An 18,196-nucleotide genomic window follows, 5' to 3' on the forward strand; every position below is an offset into this window, starting at 1 on the left:
GCCAAGACAAAGGGGCGACCATGTTACGCATAAAATATGACGCATTGACTTTTGATGATGTGCTACTTTTGCCAGCTTATTCAGAAGTTTTGCCAAAAGACACCAACCTGCACACCCGCCTAAGCACAGGCATTAACCTAAATATTCCCATCATCTCAGCAGCGATGGATACCGTTACCGAAGCTAAAATGGCGATTTCTATGGCTCAGCTTGGTGGCATGGGGATTTTGCACAAAAACATGACCATAGAGCGTCAGGCAAGCCGTGTGCGTCATGTCAAAAAATTTGAAGCAGGCACGGTGGCCGACCCCATTACGGTTGGCCCAGATGCAACGGTGGGTGAGCTACTGCGTTTGACCAAAGAACACCACATTTCAGGTGTGCCAGTGGTGGATGAAAACCGTCAAGTTGTGGGGATTGTTACGCACCGTGATTTGCGTTTTGAGACCAATCTTGACCAACCTGTCAGCCGTGTGATGACACCAAAGGATAAGCTGGTTACTGTCAAAGAAGGTGAGACCACTGAAAACATCAAAAAGCTTTTGCACGAACACCGCATTGAAAAGGTTGTGGTGATTGATGATGCGTTTCGTCTTAAAGGGTTGATTACGGTCAATGATTTTACCAAAGCAGAAAATAACCCAAATGCTTGCAAAGACAGCCAAGGTCGCCTAAGAGTGGGTGCGGCGGTTGGCACAGGAGCGGACACGCCAGAACGTGTAGAAGCCTTGGTCAATGCAGGCGTGGACGTGATTATTGTGGATACAGCACACGGTCATTCTCGTGGGGTGATTGAGCGAGTAAACTGGATTAAGAAAAACTTTAATGTACAGGTCATCGGTGGTAATATTGCCACAGGCGATGCTGCTTTGGCACTCATGGACGCAGGAGCGGACGCTGTTAAAGTGGGCATTGGACCAGGTTCTATTTGTACCACCCGTATCATTGCAGGCATTGGTGTGCCACAGATTAGTGCCATTGATAATGTGGCAAGTGCCTTACAAGAGCGTATTCCGCTCATTGCTGATGGGGGCATTCGTTTTAGTGGCGACATTGCCAAAGCACTATCAGCAGGGGCAAGCTGTATCATGGTGGGCAGTCTTTTGGCGGGTACAGAAGAAGCTCCGGGCGATATGGAGCTTTATCAAGGGCGTTATTATAAAGCATATCGTGGTATGGGGTCGCTTGGGGCGATGAGTGGACAAAATGGCTCATCTGACCGTTATTTTCAAGATGCCAAAGACGGCGTAGAAAAACTTGTGCCAGAAGGGATAGAAGGGCGTGTGCCTTATAAAGGTTCGGTTAATGGTATCATTGGTCAGCTTGTGGGCGGTTTGCGTTCTAGCATGGGCTATACAGGCTGTCGCACCATTGATGAGATGCGTACCAAGACTGAGTTTGTCAAAGTAACCTCAGCAGGCATGAAAGAGTCGCACGTTCATGATGTGCAGATTACCAAAGAAGCCCCAAACTACCGCCAAAACTAAGGTTTACCCATCACGCACCAAAAGCTCACCTACTTGGTGAGCTTTTTTATGCACTTAATCTGTGCTTTTGTGATGATTTGTTACAAATGCTTAATAAGCAAACGAAATTATCCATCATTGAATATCAAGGCATATTATTTGCAAATTTTATGGCAATAAGTCTTGACAAAATATGATTGTCATGCTGTACAAAATCATATCAAATGACAAAGGAGATGATGATGTTGTTATTGATATTATTATTGCTGATTGCTGTGGCGTGGTTTGTACCGATTTTATGGGTGGCGGTAGGGATTTTTATTGTTTTTTGGGTCGTTAATAAAATGGCAGATGAAAAAATCGCCAACATGACCGCACAAATCCAAAGTTATGATGATGTCCCTAATAATGAGACTGATGATGAGACATTGATTTTAAGAAACATTAAATAAAAATGCTTTAAGGGGGTGAAATTGTTAAAAAGGTCGGATATTTGATGAGCGATGATGATGTAAAAATTATCTGCAAAAAAATCCCCCATAACTGGGGGATTGGTATTTTAAGGTTAACTTTTTTTGCAATCTAAAATGACTTTATCATCTAAGGTGGTAATTTTGGCGGTATCGCCATTTAGGGTAAGTGCCATGCCTTTATCATCACCGTTAAGACTGTCATCAGTGGTAAAACGCCCTTTGGTTTGCACATCTTCAGCTAAGTCATACTGTACGTTATCGGCGGTCAGTTGAGCTTCTGTTTCGCCTTCGTGTTCATGCACCATAATGTGTACAGTTTTATCGCCACATTGGTATTTGTCGCCTGTATGGTCATGGCTGTGGTCGTGAGCATCATGGCTATGGCCATGTTTGTCATCGTGGTCATGGTCTTGGGCGTGTTGTTCTGGTGGTGTGGGTGTGTTATTAGTTTGGGGCGTGGTAACAGGTGTGTCAGTCTTTGCCTCGCTGGGAGTGTCAGCAGGTTTGTTACAGGCACTTAGCATCAAAGTGGCAATAAGTGTGGGCAATAGAATTTTTTTCATGGGTGTTATCCGTTGGATTTATTAAGATAAAAGATATATTATAACAAAAAATACGACAATAAAATAGATTTTTACTTTTTACCTTGCTAATCTTGTATTAAATTTTCTGATAAGGGCAAATAACAAATGATATATCTTGTGATGTTTTTTATTGGGGTTTTTTTGGTGTTGTTACCATTTACTCTGTATTATTGGTGGGATGCTGTTTGTTCAAAAGACATCAAGAGAATCATTTTGATGAGCGTGGTAGTGCTTATTAATGTCATACCGCTTATGGCTGGGGGTTTTATTATGTGGGCGGTGATATTTGGCGGTGTGGTAACTGTCTAAAAAAGCCAAAACCGTTTGGCGATTAAGGTGTTGGCTTTTTCATTGGTGTTATTTACATGTCAATCACACATTAAAGCGAAAATGCATGACATCGCCGTCTGCTACGATGTAGGTCTTGCCTTCTAAGCGGTTTTTGCCCGCCGCTGCCGCTCCTTTTTCACCGCCATATTCAATAAAATCATCAAAAGCGATGACCTCAGCACGAATAAAGCCTCGTTCAAAGTCGGTATGAATCACCCCTGCCGCCTCTGGTGCGGTCGCTCCAACAGGTACGGTCCATGCTCGCACTTCTTTGACCCCTGCGGTAAAGTAGGTTTGTAAGTTAAGCAGCTCATAGCCTGCTCTTATCACACGGTCAAGCCCCGCTTCACTTAACCCCAAGCCTTCCAAAAACTCTGCCTTTTCTTCTTCGTCTAGCTGAGCGATTTCAGCTTCAATTTGATTGCAAAGTGGCACAACAATGGCGTTTTCGCCCTTGGCAAATTCACGCACTTGGTCTAGGTAGGGATTATTATCAAAGCCATCTTCTGACACGTTGGCGATGTACATCACAGGTTTTAGGGTAATCAGCCCATAGCTTTTGATGAGTTTTTTCTCATCGCGATCTAAGTTTGCCATGCGAGCAGGTTTGCCATCTGCCAAAAACGGCTCAATTTTTTGAAAGACCGCCAAGCACGCTTGGGCGTCTTTGTCGCCACCTTTGGCTTTTTTGGATAAGTTGGTGATGGCTCGGCTCACCGCTTCTAGGTCAGCTAGGGCAAGCTCGGTATTGATGGTTTCAATGTCAGATAGGGGGTTTACTCGTCCGTCCACATGAATCACATTGTCATCATCAAAACAGCGTACCACATGAGCGATGGCGTCCGTTTCACGAATATTTGCCAAAAACTGATTGCCCATGCCTTCGCCTTTGCTTGCCCCTGCCACAAGTCCTGCAATGTCCACAAACTCCATGCTGGTGGGAATCACTCGCTCAGGTTTGACAATGGCGGCAAGCTGTTTTAGACGTGGGTCAGGCACAGGCACAATGCCTGTGTTGGGGTCTTTGGTGCAAAAGGGGAAATTTTCAGCGGCAATGCCTGCTTTGGTAAGTGCGTTAAACAGGGTGGATTTGCCAACGTTGGGTAAGCCTACGATACCACAATTAAAGCCCATGATGATTACCTTAACAATATATAAAATATACCATTATAGCAAATTTGCTGGTTGATTTTAAGTGATATTGCCAAAGTTTGGTATATTGACTGGTTATCTAGGTTTGCTTGTGCAATTATACATACCATTACCAACATTCATACAGGTGGTTTTGATTTGTGGTGGCTGTATAGAGTAAGCAGGTTGAATGGGTGTGATTGTCGGTGTTTGATACATCATGCTTTGTGTTGCATTATTGTACATTTGGGCTTGTTGATACATGCTGTTGGCATAGGTATTGGCAAAATTGGATAGTGCTTGGGTGAATTCTTGTGTATTTCTTAGGGCTTGTTGTCTGTCTAAAATTTCACTATGTACATAAGATGAATAAGAGCGACATAGATTTGAATTTTTTAAGTCTTGATGTATTTGTTTTTCGTAATTTTCAAAATATTTATTCATGATGTTTTCATCGTACTTATAGTTTTGTAGACGAGAACGATAAAGGTGCATAGCTTGTGCCACTAGTTCTGGGGATATTAGCCCAGCTTCATCACAAGATTTAAGCACAGCCAAATCTCTGGCAAAAGCTTGGTGTTGTTGCGGTGTCATCATGGTGGTACAAGCTGTTAATGGCAATAGAATGAGTAAAATCATCATTTTTGTTTTCATAAAGCACCTTAATTTGGTCAAAAAAATCCTAAAATGGGATTATACTATTTTAGGATAATACTAGCAAGCAATTTATCTAAAATAGCTTGTCTGTTATGAAAACGATTTATCATGACCGTTATCAGATTTTGATTGCTTGTTTAATACGGGAGCGTAAGCGAGCTAAACTGACCCAGCTACAATTAGCACAAAAACTTAATAAACCCCAATCTTATATTGCAAAAATTGAAGCTAGGGATAGAAAATTAGATGTATTGGAATTTGTTATTTTATGCGAGACTGTGGGTGTCTCGCCAAGTGAAATATTGCTCACCATCTCCACTTAAAACATACATTATTTTGTCAAATTTTTTATCTTATTTGAACTACTTAGGGCGGTGTATGGCATCAAATACCGCTTTTAAACTGCCAATTTGGCTGTTTTTATCGCCTGCCAAAAAGGTGTGTTTGCCGTTTTGGGTGATTCTAAGACTCAAATTTTGCTCGGTGATTAGGTAGGTAGGGTATTAAATCATAGTCGCTAAGCTTGCTGTCTTGACTGATGATGGGCTGGCTTTGCCCTTTTTTGTAGATGTGGATTTTGTGTGTGTCGCCATCTGCTTCAATCATTGCATGATAATCGTCTGAAAAATGAGCAATGGGATAATGCACAGGATTAGCATGACTAACGTGAGTCAATAGGGTGGCAATACAAAGAGCGATGGCAGATTTTTTCATGGCAGATATGACGGATGGTGAATGGTTGTTTATTTTGTCATCTTTTGGCGGATTTGACAAGATTGATAATTTGTTACAAGTTTATTTCAATTTACCAATCAATAGTAAATGCGTTGTCAGTTATAATAAACACTTTTATGGGGATAATTATGAACGCAGTATTATTAGCGGTCATCATCATGGTGGGGCTGTCTTTGGCTCGTGTCCATGTGGTGCTTAGTTTGATTGTGGGAGCAGTGGTGGGCGGATTGCTTGCTGGCTTGCCTTTGGTTGATGTGGAAAATGGGGCGACAGGTGTGCTGACCCATTTTCAAAACGGCATCAAAGGTGGGGCGGGCATTGCCTTATCTTATGCCATGCTTGGGGCATTTGCCATGGCGATTGCTCATTCTGGCGTGCCAAAAGCGTTGTCAGATAAGGTGATTGCCAGTGTCAAAAGTGCCAAAGGTGGTGGCATCAAATGGCTGGTGTTTGGGGTGATTGTACTGTTTGCGTGCCTTAGCCAAAACCTCATCCCCATTCATATTGCGTTTATTTTGCTACTCATTCCACCACTTTTGACGGTGTTTAATGAGCTGCATATTGATAGACGGCTCGTTACTTGTTTGATTACCTTTGGGCTTGTCAATACTTATATGTTTATCCCTTATGGCTTTGGGGACATATTTTTAAATGAAATCATCATGGCAAATCTGGCAAGCTCTGGGCTAGATACCACGGGCATTTCGGTGATGAAAGCGATGGCAATACCTGCTCTTGGTATGGTGCTAGGGCTTTTGGTGGCGATATTTATCAGCTATCGCAAACCACGCAGTTATGATAACGCCAAAACACTCGCTGTCAATGCAGACAACACCACCAAAAGTCTTGCGGACAACACACAACATAACAACATGACCTTTAAAATCATCGTTACGCTTGTTGCTATTTTGGCGGCGTTTGTCATTCAATTAAAAACAGATTCGCTGGTTTTGGGCTCTTTGGCAGGCTTTGCGATATTTATGGCAACAGGGGTGGTGGGCTGGAATAAGGCAGATGATGTCTTTAATGATGGCATTAAGATGATGGCGATGATTGGCTTTATCATGATTAGTGCCCAAGGTTTTGCCGAAGTGATGAAAGCCACAGGGCATATTCAGCCACTGGTGGCGTCAGCGGTCAGTGTGTTTGGTGATAACAAAGCTCTGGCAAGTCTTGCCATGCTCATTGTGGGGCTGGTGGTTACGATGGGAATTGGTTCGTCTTTTTCTACCGTGCCGATTATTGCCACCATCTATGTGCCACTGTGTATGGCGATGGGATTTAGCCCAATGGCGACATTGGCACTGGTGGCAACCGCAGGCGTGCTAGGGGACGCTGGCTCTCCTGCTTCGGATTCTACACTAGGGCCAACCATGGGACTCAACGTGGACGGACAGCACGACCACATCAAAGATAGCGTGATACCGACATTTATCCACTATAACATACCGCTCATCATTTTTGGGTGGATGGCTTCACTGGTGCTATAAGTGTCATCAATAAAAACCCTTAATGTTAAGGGTTTTTTATGGTCTATATCAAAAGCCATCAAAAACGCATCACGCCTTTTTCTGTGATGAGCAAATCCACGCCCTTATCCCAAGGGTTTATCATCAATTTTTCTACCACTTGAAAGTGATAACACCAGCCTACCTTGAGCACATTGGGGGCTTTGGCAAAGGTTCTGTCATAAAATCCACCCCCCATACCCAGTCTGTTTCCGAATTTATCCACTGCCACCAATGGGCAAATGATACAGTCTAATTTATCCGCCGTCATTGTCTGTTTTAACAAGGGTTCTTTCATGCCAAGTTTGTGGCGTTTAAGTGGTGTTTTTTTTAAATCATAAAAACAAGGTGCAAACCATAAAGGCTTATCTTTGCAAGTGATTGGCAAAAAGGGCGTCAAATCATGCTTTTGACAAAACGCCAAAATCGGTGCGGTGGGCAGCTCACCAAATCCATCCAAATACAAACCAATAAGGGCATTTTTGGGTAGTAGGGGTAACAGTTTAGGCAAGTGTAAACTGGCTAAAAATGCGTGATATTGGCGTTGTTTTACAGATAGTTTTTTGCGTTGGTGGCGAATGGTTTGGCGTAAAGTATGGTTTTGAGATTGGGCTAGGGTTGGCATAATATTTTGAAATCTTGTCGGTGTGTTTGTATTGTTTTTTGAAAACATCCATTTTATAAAAATGATAATCGTTTTCATTGAAAGATGATAAAAATCATGCTATGCTTGATGAGTTACTTTAACGCAAATTTTAAGGTTTGCAACCATTGATTTAAAGGTCATACAAGGAAATTATCATGACTCAAACTTATCGTACTGAAAAAGACACCATGGGTGAAGTATCCGTCCCTAGCGATGCCTATTTTGGGGCACAAACTCAGCGTAGCCGTGAAAACTTTAAAATTGGTGGTGAGACTTTGCCACGCCCTTTGATTCGTGCGATGGCAACTGTCAAAAAAGCCGCTGCCATCACCAATGCCAGTCTTGGACGTATTGATGATAACCAAAAAACGCTGATTGTACAGGCGTGCGATGAGGTCATCAAAGGCGAGCTTAGCAATGAGTTTCCGCTTGTTGTTTGGCAGACAGGCTCAGGCACGCAGTCTAATATGAACATGAACGAGGTCATTGCCAACCGAGCCAACGAGATTGCAGGAGCCCCCAAAGGCACTTATAAGCCTGTGCACCCCAACGACCATGTCAATCACGCCCAATCCACCAATGACAGCTTTCCCACCGCCATTCGTGTGGCAGCAGCGACCGAGATAAATCAATCGCTTATTCCTGCGGTGCAAAAATTGCGTGATACTTTGGCGGCAAAATCTGCCGACTTTGCTGACATTGTCAAAATCGGACGGACACATTTACAAGATGCCACGCCACTGACGTTGGGACAAGAGTTTAGTGGTTATGTGGCACAGCTAGATTTGGCGTTGGTACGGATTGATAATGCTTTGCAGGGTTTGTATCAGTTGCCCCTTGGTGGTACGGCAGTCGGTACAGGACTTAACAGCCACCCTGAGTATGCCGTCAAAGCTGCCGCTGAGCTTGCCAATTTGACAGGGTTACCTTTTGTTACTGCTCCCAATAAATTTGAAGCCTTGGCGGCTCGTGATGCCGAAGTGTTTGCCTCGGGGGCGTTAAAGACTTTGGCGGCAAGCCTAAATAAAATCGCCAATGACGTGCGTTGGTTGGCAAGTGGTCCACGCTGTGGCTTGGGTGAGCTGACCATTCCAGAGAACGAGCCGGGGTCGTCCATCATGCCAGGTAAGGTCAATCCCACGCAGTCAGAAGCGATGACCATGGTGGTGGCTCAGGTGATGGGTAATGACGTTACTATCAATATGGCAGGGGCAAGCGGTAATTTTGAGCTCAACGTCTTTATGCCTGTTATCGGCTATAACTTGCTCCAGTCCATTCGCCTGCTGGCGGACGCTTGCGTGAGCTTTAATGACAATTGTGCGGTGGGTATTGAGCCTGTGCGTGAAAAAATTGACCACTTTTTGCACAACTCTTTGATGTTGGTTACGGCACTCAATCGCCATGTTGGCTATGAAAATGCCGCCAAAATCGCCAAAACTGCCTACAAAGAAAACAAAACCTTAAAACAAGTGGCGGTGGAGTTAGGTTTGATGACTGCCGATGAGTTTGATGACTGGGTCAAACCAAATGAGATGGTATCACCCAAATAAGGCAAACTTGCTGATAAAAACAAGTCCAATTTGGGCTTGTTTTTTTGTTTACAAATGTTTTATTGTTGCTGATTTGTTTTTAGTGAGTAAAGTTATTGACGGTTTTTATAAAATTTAATATAATGATAATAGTTATTATTTGTTATCTCATTATTTTAATTAACCTTGACACCAACTTTATTGGTGTTTTTATTCGTTATCGGAGTGTTGTTGTGACAAATTTTGCAAAAACGAGTTTGGCGATTGCTGTAACGGTGTTGATGACGGCATGTGCTTCCAACAAAGGTGGATTTGACTTAAACCAAGTTGAGCCACCGCCAAGAGCACAAGATAATAAACCAAAATTACAAGACGCACCCAGTGAGCCACGTACCCAAGAGCAGCTAGATGCGATGATGGAGCCGTCATTGGGGGTGGAGGTGTCATTGCTTAAACGTGATACAGGCAGAAATTCTGCCGAAGAGCACAAATCTTTTAGTGCCAATGACATAGTGGTTATTGGTGATGAGTTTGATAAACTCACCGAACGTCAAATTAGAGGTTTAAGAGCGAAAAAAGGTCGTGAGTATGCCGAAATCTCTGGTACTCATGATCATCAAAGTGGTTTTTTTGCCAGTCGCAATCGTGAATATATGAAATTTGTCAAGTCAGGTTGGGTGGCGGATTTGACGGCAAGACCTGTGTTTTTAAATGGACAAATCCATCGTGGACCCAATGGAATTGTGTTTTATTTGGGTAAAAATCCTGCTACCGCTTTGCCAATAGGTCAGGTGATTACCTATAAAGGCGATTGGGATTTTGCTACCAATGTGGTCAAATCTCGCCCACAGTCTGATGAATTTAAACTGGATCAGGGGGTGGCAACCAATCCGGGGGATTATCACAGTGCTTTTTCTTATAATGAATCGGTGAGTAATGATGCCAGATTACGCGAGGCAGGCATTCATAAAGACGGCAGTCAGCCACACAGTCATACCAGTGAGTTTACAGTGGATTTTGACAAAAAAACGCTGACAGGCACCTTAAAATACAATAAATATGATAAAGCCACCAAATCATCAACCAGCATTGACCGATATAACATTGATGCCAAACTTTATGGCAACCGCTTTCGGGGTAACGCCAAATCAACCAATACTAGCGATGCTTACTTTGGTGCCAGTTCAAGCACCTTAGAAGGCGGATTTTTTGGTGCTAATGCCGAAGAGCTGGCAGGTAAGTTTTTGACAGATGATAATTCGCTGTTTGGTGTGTTTGGGGCGCGTCAGTTTAAAGATGGCAAGCACGTTGATGGCGATAATGTTGCCAAAGCTGACAGGGCTTTTGATGCAATTGCCATCAATACAAATGGCTTTGGAAAACGAGATTTGGACACCTTTGGCGACGCCACCAAACTGGTCATCAATGGTCGCTCGTTTTCATTGTTACCAGCCAATGCAGCGGAGCAGTTTATTGCTCACAACACCCATGATTTAAAAAATGGCAGCAGTTTGGTTACCAATGCGTGTTGTAGCAATCTAAGCTATGTCAAATTTGGCAACTATTTTACTAGCACAGGCGACAGCAAAAGCGATGGCCATCTATTTTTGACGGGTGAACGCACGCCACTGGCACAAATGCTCACCACAGGACAGTATGAATATGTGGGGACTTGGGAAGCCAATGTTTTAACCCAAGGTCAAAAGGTTGGTGGTGTCAGTCCCAGTCAGGGTGTGGCAGGTAGCCGAGCAAAATTTGGTGTGGATTTTGCTGCCAAGACATTAACGGGCTCTTTGTATCAAGAAAATGGCGCAAAGCCTGCTATCATCATCAAAGATGGGGTGATTAGTGGTAATGGATTTAGTGCCAAATTTGAAAGTGGTGCATCAGGATTTGTGCTAGATAGAACCACAGGCGATGCTGCTCATGTGTTTGGTAGTGTGTCAGGGGCTTTTTACGGGCCAGAAGCGATTGAGCTTGGTGGTTATTTTAAAAGCGATGAAGCAAGCAAAGATAAGATTGGTGGCGTCTTTGGTGCAAAAAAACAAGTACTCACTCAGTAAGTTATTTTTGGGGATTGATTTATGATGACACAACAGCCAGCCAAGTTTCAAATGCGCACAATCTACTTGGCGATTTTAACCGCTTCATTGAGCGTAACTGCCTATGCACAAACTGATACGACTGATGAAGAGAACAAAGCCCAACCCCATGTTGAGCTAGAGGCATTGACCGTTACCATCTCCAAACGTGTGGGGCGAAAAAGCACCGAAGTAACAGGGCTTGGCAAAATCGTCAAGCACAGCCAAGACATTGACAAAGAGCAGATTATGGGCATACGAGATTTGACGCGTTATGACCCTGGTATTGCTGTGGTGGAGCAGGGACGTGGAGCAAGTAGCGGCTATTCCATTCGTGGCGTGGACAGAAACCGTGTGGGCTTGCAGGTAGATGGCTTGGTGCAAACCCAGTCTTATATTACTGAGCATTCAGATGCCAATGGTGGTGCCATCAATGAAATAGAGTACGAAAATGTGCGTTCCATTGAGCTAAGTAAAGGTTCAGCATCAGCCGAGTTTGGTAGTGGTGCTTTGGGTGGGGCGGTGAGTTTTCGCACCAAAGAGCCAGATGACATCATCAAAGACGGTCAAGACTGGGGTGTGGATGTCAAAAGTGCCTATAGCAGCAAAAACAAACAATTTGCCAATACAGTCGGCGTGGCAGGTAGGGCAGGTAAGTTTGAAGGCTTGATGCAGTTTACACATCGTAAGGGTGAAGAGATAAAAGCTCATAAATCAGTCAAGGACATCTCTCAAAGCATCACTCGTGCAGGGGCATTTGTTACGCCATATGAGCTAAGACCAGCCCCTTGGAATGCCTCAGGTCAGCCAGAGACACAAAAGCGAGCAGGTTGGTTTATTTTAAAAGAAGAATGCCCAACCTTGACAAACTGCACACCAAAACCCAAAGCGGAAATCACCCAAGAGCCACACACACGTCATACGCCTCGCACTGAACCACCCTACACCCCAAAAGAGCAGGCAATCTATGACAGTATGAGTCATATTACTGAGCAGGTAAGTAGCGAAGATTATACAGGCGATGACCGTGTTTTGCCAGACCCAATGGAATATCAGTCTAAGTCTTGGCTATTAAAAGGCGGTTATCATTTGACCGACAGTCATTATCTTGGTGCGGTGCTTGAAAGTACCAAGCAAGAATATGACGTGCAGGACAAAACCAAGCCAGCATATCTAAGTTTGGCAGACCTTAGATTAAACAACGAACGTGGTTCGCTTGCTCGTGGCTTATACATGGGCAATAACATCAACGAAGGCATTGTGCTTGATGTAAATCCGCTAAGAATTACACCGATTTATACACGTGGTGTTTATTATGATGAGCATCATGACAAATCACGCTATGGTGCCATTTATAAATATACCAGCCCCAACACCAAAGCCTTGGTGGATAGCTTGTCTTTGAGTTTTGACCGCCAAGACATTTCGGTGGACACCTTTTTGCATGAGCATCGTTGTTCTGCTTATCCTAATTTTGATAAAAACTGTCAGCCCAGCATTGATAAACCTTGGTCGTCTTATTATTCACATCGCAACACCTATGAAGAGATTCATAACGTTTGGCAGTTGTCGGCGGATAAGCGTTTTGATGTTGCCAAAATGACTCACAAAGTCAATGTATTGGCAGGCGTGGATAACTTTAAATCCAATTTGTATCGTGGGGATTTTATCAGCAAAAACGCAGATGCTAAGTGGCGAGGCTTAAATGGTCGTGGCACTTATGAAGACCCTGATGTGTATGAGCGTTTGCCTATTGAAGTGATTACCACCAATAACTGTAAAGCTGACGGTGTGGGTTTGGCTTTGTGTGGTACACGTACCATCACAGGGCACAACCAGTTTGTTGCTTTAAGAGACCACATTGACATCAATAAATATGCCAAACTGGGCTTGGGCGTGCGTTACGACAAACATCATTTTAAGTCAGATGACCCCTACACAGGCACAGGCAAATATGGTAACTGGTCATATAATGCAGGTATCACCATCAACCCGATTGATAATATTGCTGTGTCTTATCGTTATTCTAATGCCTTTCGTGTGCCAGCCTTTTATGAGCTGTTTGGTAGACGTGGCTCATTTGACTCAAGCAACCCCATCAGTCATGAGCAGCAGCACGTCTCCAACCTAAAACCAGAAAAAGCCACCAACCAAGAGATTGGTATTGGCTTTTTGGGGCAGTTTGGTTATGTGGAAGTCAGTCATTTTAACAATAAATACAAAGACTTAATCACGACAGCTTCTCGCAGACCAGATTTAAGCCAGCCAGCAACAGATGATGGTTATCACAATGTCCATGACATCACCCTAAATGGCATCAACTTGATTAGTAAGATTGACTGGTACGGCGTGTCTGAAAAACTGCCAGATGGTTTGTATAGCACATTTGCTTATAACAAAATCAAAGTCAAAGATGCTTCTGCCAAAGCAGGGTTTGTGCACACCACATCACCTTTATTGGACACCTTGCAGCCAGCTCGCTATGTGGCAGGTTTGGGCTATGACCACCCCAATGGTCAATGGGGGGTTAATATGATGGCAACCTACTCTAAGGCTAAAAACACCGATGAGCTATTGGGACAAAAACGGGGCGGATATGGTGGCGATGTCGCTGCCACCAAAGTTGCCAGTAAGCATTGGTACACCTACGATTTGACAGGCTTTTGGAACATCAACCAAAACTTTACCTTGCGTGCGGGGGCTTATAATCTCCTAAATCGTAAGTATAGCACTTGGGAGTCTATCCGTCAGTCGTCTGCCAATGCCGTCAATCAAGACAAAAGCAAAAATTTGGCACGTTATGCCGCACCGGGGCGTAATTTTAGTGTGGCACTTGAAATGAAGTTTTAAACATTAAACAGCCAAACGAATAAAAATGCTAGCATGACAAATGTCGGCTGGCATTTTTTATTACCATGATTTGCCATAACCATCTTATTAACATTGACCCAATGCCTTTTTGGTGCTGTTTTTATGATAAAAATGATGGCGTGTTTTTGTATTTTTACCCCAAATGATTTATAATAATGGTTATTATTTCTTTATGACAAAAAGGAGAAAATATGGCTAATTTCACCCCAAAATCGCTACTTGTTGCTTTGGCACTGGCACTGTCTTTGAGTGCTTGCCAAAAACCTGAGGACAAAGCCACCGACACCCCAAAAACACCAACCAGCGACACCACCAAAGCTGATACAGTACAAGCAAATACAGCCCAAACCAGCGTGGATTTATCTGCCGAAACTGCCGAATATAAAAAATGGGTAGAAGGTGAGATTGATATGCTACTTACTGGTAGCGAAAAGTTTGTCGCACTGTTAAAAGAAGGCAAAATTGATGAGGCCAAAGCCTTGTATCCTTTGGTGCGTATGCACTTTGAGCGTAGTGAGCCTATCGCTGAGAGTTTTGGCGACCTTGACCCACGCATTGATAACCGTGAAGCTGACTTGGAGCAAGGTGAGAAATGGACAGGTTTTCATGCCATTGAAAAAATCCTTTGGGTAGAAAATACCACCAAAGGCACCGAAGCGTTGGCTGACCAGCTTATCGCTGACATCAAGGAGTTGCGTGCCAAAATCCCTACCGCCGAAGTAACCGGTGAGCTGATGATTCAAGGCTCGGTAGATTTGCTGAACGAAGTTTCCACCACCAAAATCACTGGCGAAGAAGAGATTTTTTCAAAAACTGATTTGTATGATTTTAAAGCCAATATTGAAGGGGCACAAAAGATTTTTGAGATTTTAACGCCAAAAATCCAAGAAAAAGACCCCCAATTAGTCAAAACGCTCAACGATAGCTTTAAAAATGTCAATGGACTTTTGGATAAATATAAAGTGGGCGATAAGGATTATAAGCCTTATACTGATTTGACTGCCGAAAACACCAAAGAGCTTGCCGAAGCGGTCAATAAACTCGGTGAGCCATTGGCACAGATGGGCGTGATTTTGTAATAAATCAGTTGTCATTAAATAAATGGTCTTTGGATTGGTGTCATAGGAGTGTGTGATGAAAGACATAAAAAACACCCGTCGGGCATTTTTAGGCAAAATGGGTGCGGTGTCTGCGTTGGGTGTGGGCGCATTGGTCGTAGGGTGCGACAAACAATCTGCTCAAACAAATCCGCCACCACCCACGCCACAAAACAAAAACTGCTTTGCCGACATTCGCCATGAGTTTTATGGTGAACATCAGTCAGGCATCGTTACGCCCGCTCAAAGGCACATTTATTTTTTGGTGGTGGATTTGCATAATACTGACAAAGCCCAAATCGCCCAAATGTTCAAAGATTGGACACAGTACTCAGAACGTTTGATGAAGGGTGAAAATATCCAAGCCTATGACACCAATCCCCATGTGCCCCCCATTGATACAGGAGAAGCGGATAGCCTTGGGGCGTATGGTTTGACCTTGACTTTTGGGGTCAGCCCATCTTTTTTTGACAAACTGGGGCTACAAGACAAAAAACCACCAGAGCTAAGTGAATTGCCCAAATTTCCCCGCGACCAAATTCGTCCTGAGCTGTCAGGGGGTGATATTTGCATACAAGCGTGTAGCGAAGACCCACAGGTGGCGTTTCATGCGGTGCGTCAGCTGGTGCGTCAAGCCCGAGACAAAATCACAATGAAATGGTCGCAGTCAGGGTTTAATGCCTTTGATGATGGCAAAGACACCCCCCGCAACCTATTTGCCTTCAAAGATGGTACTGCCAACCAAGACACTTTAAAGGATACCGACAAATGGCTGTGGTCGGACAATCAAGGCTGGTTTGCAGATGGTACTTATTTGGTGGCACGCATTATCCAAATGCATCTTGAAACTTGGGACAGAACCAGCCTAAAAGGTCAAGAAGACACCTTTGGTCGCCACCGAGATAGTGGGGCAGGTATTGGTCAATCAGGCGAGTTTGATGAGCTTGATGTTAATGCCACCGATGATAAAGGCAATCTGGTGATTGATACGACCACACACGCTGGCATTGCCAAACGTACGGGCTTGCAATTGTTACGCCGTTCGTTTTCGTACAGTAGTGGCATTGACCCAAAAACAGGGCAGTTTAACGCAGGGCTTTTGTTCATCTCCTTTCAAAAACACCCCATGCAATTTAGTGCCATTCAAAACGCCTTTGGTAATACAGATAAGATGACCGAATATACCACGCATATCGGTAGTGGTTTGTTTGCTTGTTTTGGTGGAATAAAACAAGGCGAGTATTTGGGGCAAAAACTGTTTGAATCCTAACCAATAAGGGATTGCCATGAAGTCTGCCATAAAAATTTTTATGCTGTTTTGGTGTTTGTGGCTGGGGGTGTGTACGCCCACATGGGCACAAACCAACACTCAGGATGCTGTTGTTACAACCACCAAAGCCAATTTTAGTCCCATTTTTATCAAGCTGTCTGATGCGATGGGGCAGGTGCGTACAGATAAAGCACAAGAAGCCATACCACTTTTGCAGAGTGCTTATGATGAGTTTAACGCCTTGCAAATTGGCGATAGTCCCCTAAAAGATAAAGCACAGACCGCCTTCAAAGAAGCCATTGCCACCCCCAACAATCACACTTTGTCCGTGCTGTCTGTGGCTTTGTATGATTTGGAAAAACAGCAAAACCCCACCGATTATACTGCCAAGCGTGCCAAATTTGCCAAAAACATCACCCCTGCTCTTGATAAGCTGACCAAAACGGTTCATAACTTTGAGCAAGATGGCGATATTGGCAAATTAAAAGTGGCGTATGATGGCTTTAATCGTGCGTGGGTGTCAGGCGAGCGTGTGGTGCGTAATACCAGCATGGCACATTATGGCAAAATAGAAACGGCGATGGCACTTATGCGAGTGGGCATAGAAAGCACGCCACCAAATCTGACAAGTATCAAGGATAATCTGGATAAATTAAGCACTGCCATTGACAGCTACAATCGTGGCGAAACTATTACTCAAACCGTTCAAGATGTGGATTTGGCGTATGGCATTGAGCTGTTGCAAGCAGGGCTTGATGCTTTTAAAAATAATGACCATGCCACAGCTTCGGCAAAACTTGGTGCATTCATTGATGCGTGGGTGGTTTTTGAAGGACAAGTCAGCACACGCAATCCTGCTTTGTACAGCAAGGTAGAAAGTCAAATCCCCATCATCATGGCGACAGGCGATAAAAAAGCACAGCAAGATTTGCAAACCATCATTGATGAGCTGTCTGCCATCAACCCCACCAGTAGCTATACGGCGATAGATTCCATGCTGATTTTGTTAAGAGAAGGTTTGGAAGCACTCTTAATCATCATGGCATTGGTGGCAGCATTGACCGCTGCCAACCAACCTAAGGGCAAAAAATGGGTCTATTCAGGTGTGGGCGTGGGGCTTGTGGCAAGTGTGGCAGGGGCGATAATTTTACAAAAGCTGTTTCCTGCCATGACATCAGGAGCAAATCGTGAAGCCTTAGAAGGTGTGGTTGGTATTGTGGCGGTGGTGATGATGCTTGGTGTGGGCGTATGGCTGCACAGCAAATCATCAGTTAAAGCATGGAACGCCTATATTGACAGTTATATGGGTCGGGCATTAAGTACAGGCAGCTTTGTGGGGCTGTTTGGGCTGAGCTTTTTGTCGGTGTTTCGTGAAGGGGCAGAGACGATTTTGTTTTATGCAGGGATTTTACCCAACATTAGCACGGCTGATTTTTTGCTTGGTGTTGCTATGGCACTGCTGATTTTGGCGGTGGTTGCTTTTATCATGGTCAAAACATCGCTGAAATTGCCCATTCCTAAGCTGTTTTTGGTATTGACATGGCTGATTTATGGGCTTGGGTTTAAGATTTTGGGTGTGAGTATCTCAGCATTGCAACTGACAGGACAGCTACCTTATACCATCGTGCCAAACGTACCCACCATGACATGGCTGGGCTTTTATCCAACCGTGCAGGGCATGATAACTCAGGGGCTGTATGTGCTGGTGATTGTGGTGTTGTGGGTAATAAAACGCACAAAAGATAAGCACAGATTTTTTTAGTTATTGGACTGTTATTGACCAAGCTTGAAATTATTTTTAATTTTAGCGATAATGAT

The 18,196-nt window shown here is 43.9% G+C and carries 15 protein-coding genes; 10 read left to right on the forward strand and 5 right to left on the reverse strand.

Features of this window, described 5'->3' with window-relative positions; genetic code table 11:
• Positions 1 to 20 precede the first annotated feature (20 nt).
• Positions 21 to 1,487 (forward strand): IMP dehydrogenase, encoded by a 1,467-nt coding sequence (gene guaB / locus CEW93_RS01565; protein WP_089539680.1) that lies wholly within the window; start codon positions 21 to 23, stop codon positions 1,485 to 1,487.
• 221 nt (positions 1,488 to 1,708) lie between these two features.
• The gene (locus tag CEW93_RS01570) at positions 1,709 to 1,918 is read left to right on the forward strand and encodes a hypothetical protein (RefSeq protein ID WP_089539681.1); all 210 of its coding nucleotides are present in this window, start codon (positions 1,709 to 1,711) and stop codon (positions 1,916 to 1,918) included.
• A 113-nt stretch (positions 1,919 to 2,031) separates the two neighbouring features.
• Here CEW93_RS01570 and CEW93_RS01575 read toward each other — a convergent pair whose 3' ends face one another.
• The 3 genes from CEW93_RS01575 to CEW93_RS01585 form a co-directional block, all read right to left on the reverse strand.
• Positions 2,032 to 2,502 (reverse strand): hypothetical protein, encoded by a 471-nt coding sequence (locus CEW93_RS01575; protein WP_089539682.1) that lies wholly within the window; start codon positions 2,500 to 2,502, stop codon positions 2,032 to 2,034.
• A gap of 393 nt (positions 2,503 to 2,895) precedes the next feature.
• On the reverse strand, positions 2,896 to 3,987 hold the full coding sequence (gene ychF / locus CEW93_RS01580) for a redox-regulated ATPase YchF (RefSeq protein WP_089539684.1): 1,092 nt from the start codon (positions 3,985 to 3,987) through the stop codon (positions 2,896 to 2,898).
• 93 nt (positions 3,988 to 4,080) lie between these two features.
• Complete coding sequence (locus tag CEW93_RS01585; protein WP_089539685.1) at positions 4,081 to 4,638, reverse strand: hypothetical protein; 558 nt, start codon at positions 4,636 to 4,638, stop codon at positions 4,081 to 4,083.
• Positions 4,639 to 4,733: 95 nt separating this feature from the next.
• On the opposite strand from CEW93_RS01585, the gene CEW93_RS01590 reads away from it, so the two are divergent.
• Positions 4,734 to 4,964, forward strand: a complete 231-nt coding sequence (locus CEW93_RS01590) for a helix-turn-helix transcriptional regulator (protein WP_089539686.1) — start codon at positions 4,734 to 4,736, stop codon at positions 4,962 to 4,964.
• Positions 4,965 to 5,103: 139 nt separating this feature from the next.
• Here the strand turns inward: CEW93_RS01590 and CEW93_RS01595 are convergent, their stop codons facing one another.
• A complete protein-coding gene (locus CEW93_RS01595; protein ID WP_089539687.1) occupies positions 5,104 to 5,355 on the reverse strand; it encodes a hypothetical protein in 252 nt (83 codons plus the stop codon).
• A gap of 149 nt (positions 5,356 to 5,504) precedes the next feature.
• On the opposite strand from CEW93_RS01595, the gene CEW93_RS01600 reads away from it, so the two are divergent.
• Positions 5,505 to 6,866 carry a Na+/H+ antiporter family protein gene (locus tag CEW93_RS01600; protein ID WP_089539688.1) on the forward strand — a complete coding sequence of 454 codons (1,362 nt, stop codon included), beginning with the start codon at positions 5,505 to 5,507 and terminating at the stop codon, positions 6,864 to 6,866.
• 58 nt (positions 6,867 to 6,924) lie between these two features.
• Here the strand turns inward: CEW93_RS01600 and CEW93_RS01605 are convergent, their stop codons facing one another.
• A complete protein-coding gene (locus tag CEW93_RS01605; protein ID WP_089539750.1) occupies positions 6,925 to 7,509 on the reverse strand; it encodes a 5-formyltetrahydrofolate cyclo-ligase in 585 nt (194 codons plus the stop codon).
• A gap of 176 nt (positions 7,510 to 7,685) precedes the next feature.
• Between CEW93_RS01605 and fumC the strand changes: the two genes are divergently transcribed.
• The 6 genes from fumC to CEW93_RS01635 all read left to right on the forward strand — a co-directional run bounded on the left by fumC (position 7,686) and on the right by CEW93_RS01635 (position 18,140).
• Positions 7,686 to 9,080: a class II fumarate hydratase gene (gene fumC / locus CEW93_RS01610; protein ID WP_089539689.1), complete on the forward strand. Its 1,395-nt coding sequence runs from the start codon at positions 7,686 to 7,688 to the stop codon at positions 9,078 to 9,080.
• Between the two features lie 212 nt (positions 9,081 to 9,292).
• The gene (locus CEW93_RS01615; RefSeq protein ID WP_186727863.1) at positions 9,293 to 11,122 is read left to right on the forward strand and encodes a transferrin-binding protein-like solute binding protein; all 1,830 of its coding nucleotides are present in this window, start codon (positions 9,293 to 9,295) and stop codon (positions 11,120 to 11,122) included.
• Positions 11,123 to 11,143: 21 nt separating this feature from the next.
• Positions 11,144 to 13,990 carry a lactoferrin/transferrin family TonB-dependent receptor gene (locus CEW93_RS01620; RefSeq protein WP_089539691.1) on the forward strand — a complete coding sequence of 949 codons (2,847 nt, stop codon included), beginning with the start codon at positions 11,144 to 11,146 and terminating at the stop codon, positions 13,988 to 13,990.
• A gap of 212 nt (positions 13,991 to 14,202) precedes the next feature.
• Positions 14,203 to 15,090 (forward strand): iron uptake system protein EfeO, encoded by an 888-nt coding sequence (gene efeO / locus CEW93_RS01625; protein WP_089539692.1) that lies wholly within the window; start codon positions 14,203 to 14,205, stop codon positions 15,088 to 15,090.
• Between the two features lie 55 nt (positions 15,091 to 15,145).
• Positions 15,146 to 16,378 carry an iron uptake transporter deferrochelatase/peroxidase subunit gene (efeB, locus tag CEW93_RS01630; protein ID WP_089539693.1) on the forward strand — a complete coding sequence of 411 codons (1,233 nt, stop codon included), beginning with the start codon at positions 15,146 to 15,148 and terminating at the stop codon, positions 16,376 to 16,378.
• 16 nt (positions 16,379 to 16,394) lie between these two features.
• Positions 16,395 to 18,140 (forward strand): FTR1 family protein, encoded by a 1,746-nt coding sequence (locus tag CEW93_RS01635; RefSeq protein WP_089539694.1) that lies wholly within the window; start codon positions 16,395 to 16,397, stop codon positions 18,138 to 18,140.
• Positions 18,141 to 18,196: the final 56 nt, after the last annotated feature.

This window comes from Moraxella sp. VT-16-12 (assembly GCF_002224245.2).
Lineage (GTDB): Bacteria > Pseudomonadota > Gammaproteobacteria > Pseudomonadales > Moraxellaceae > Moraxella.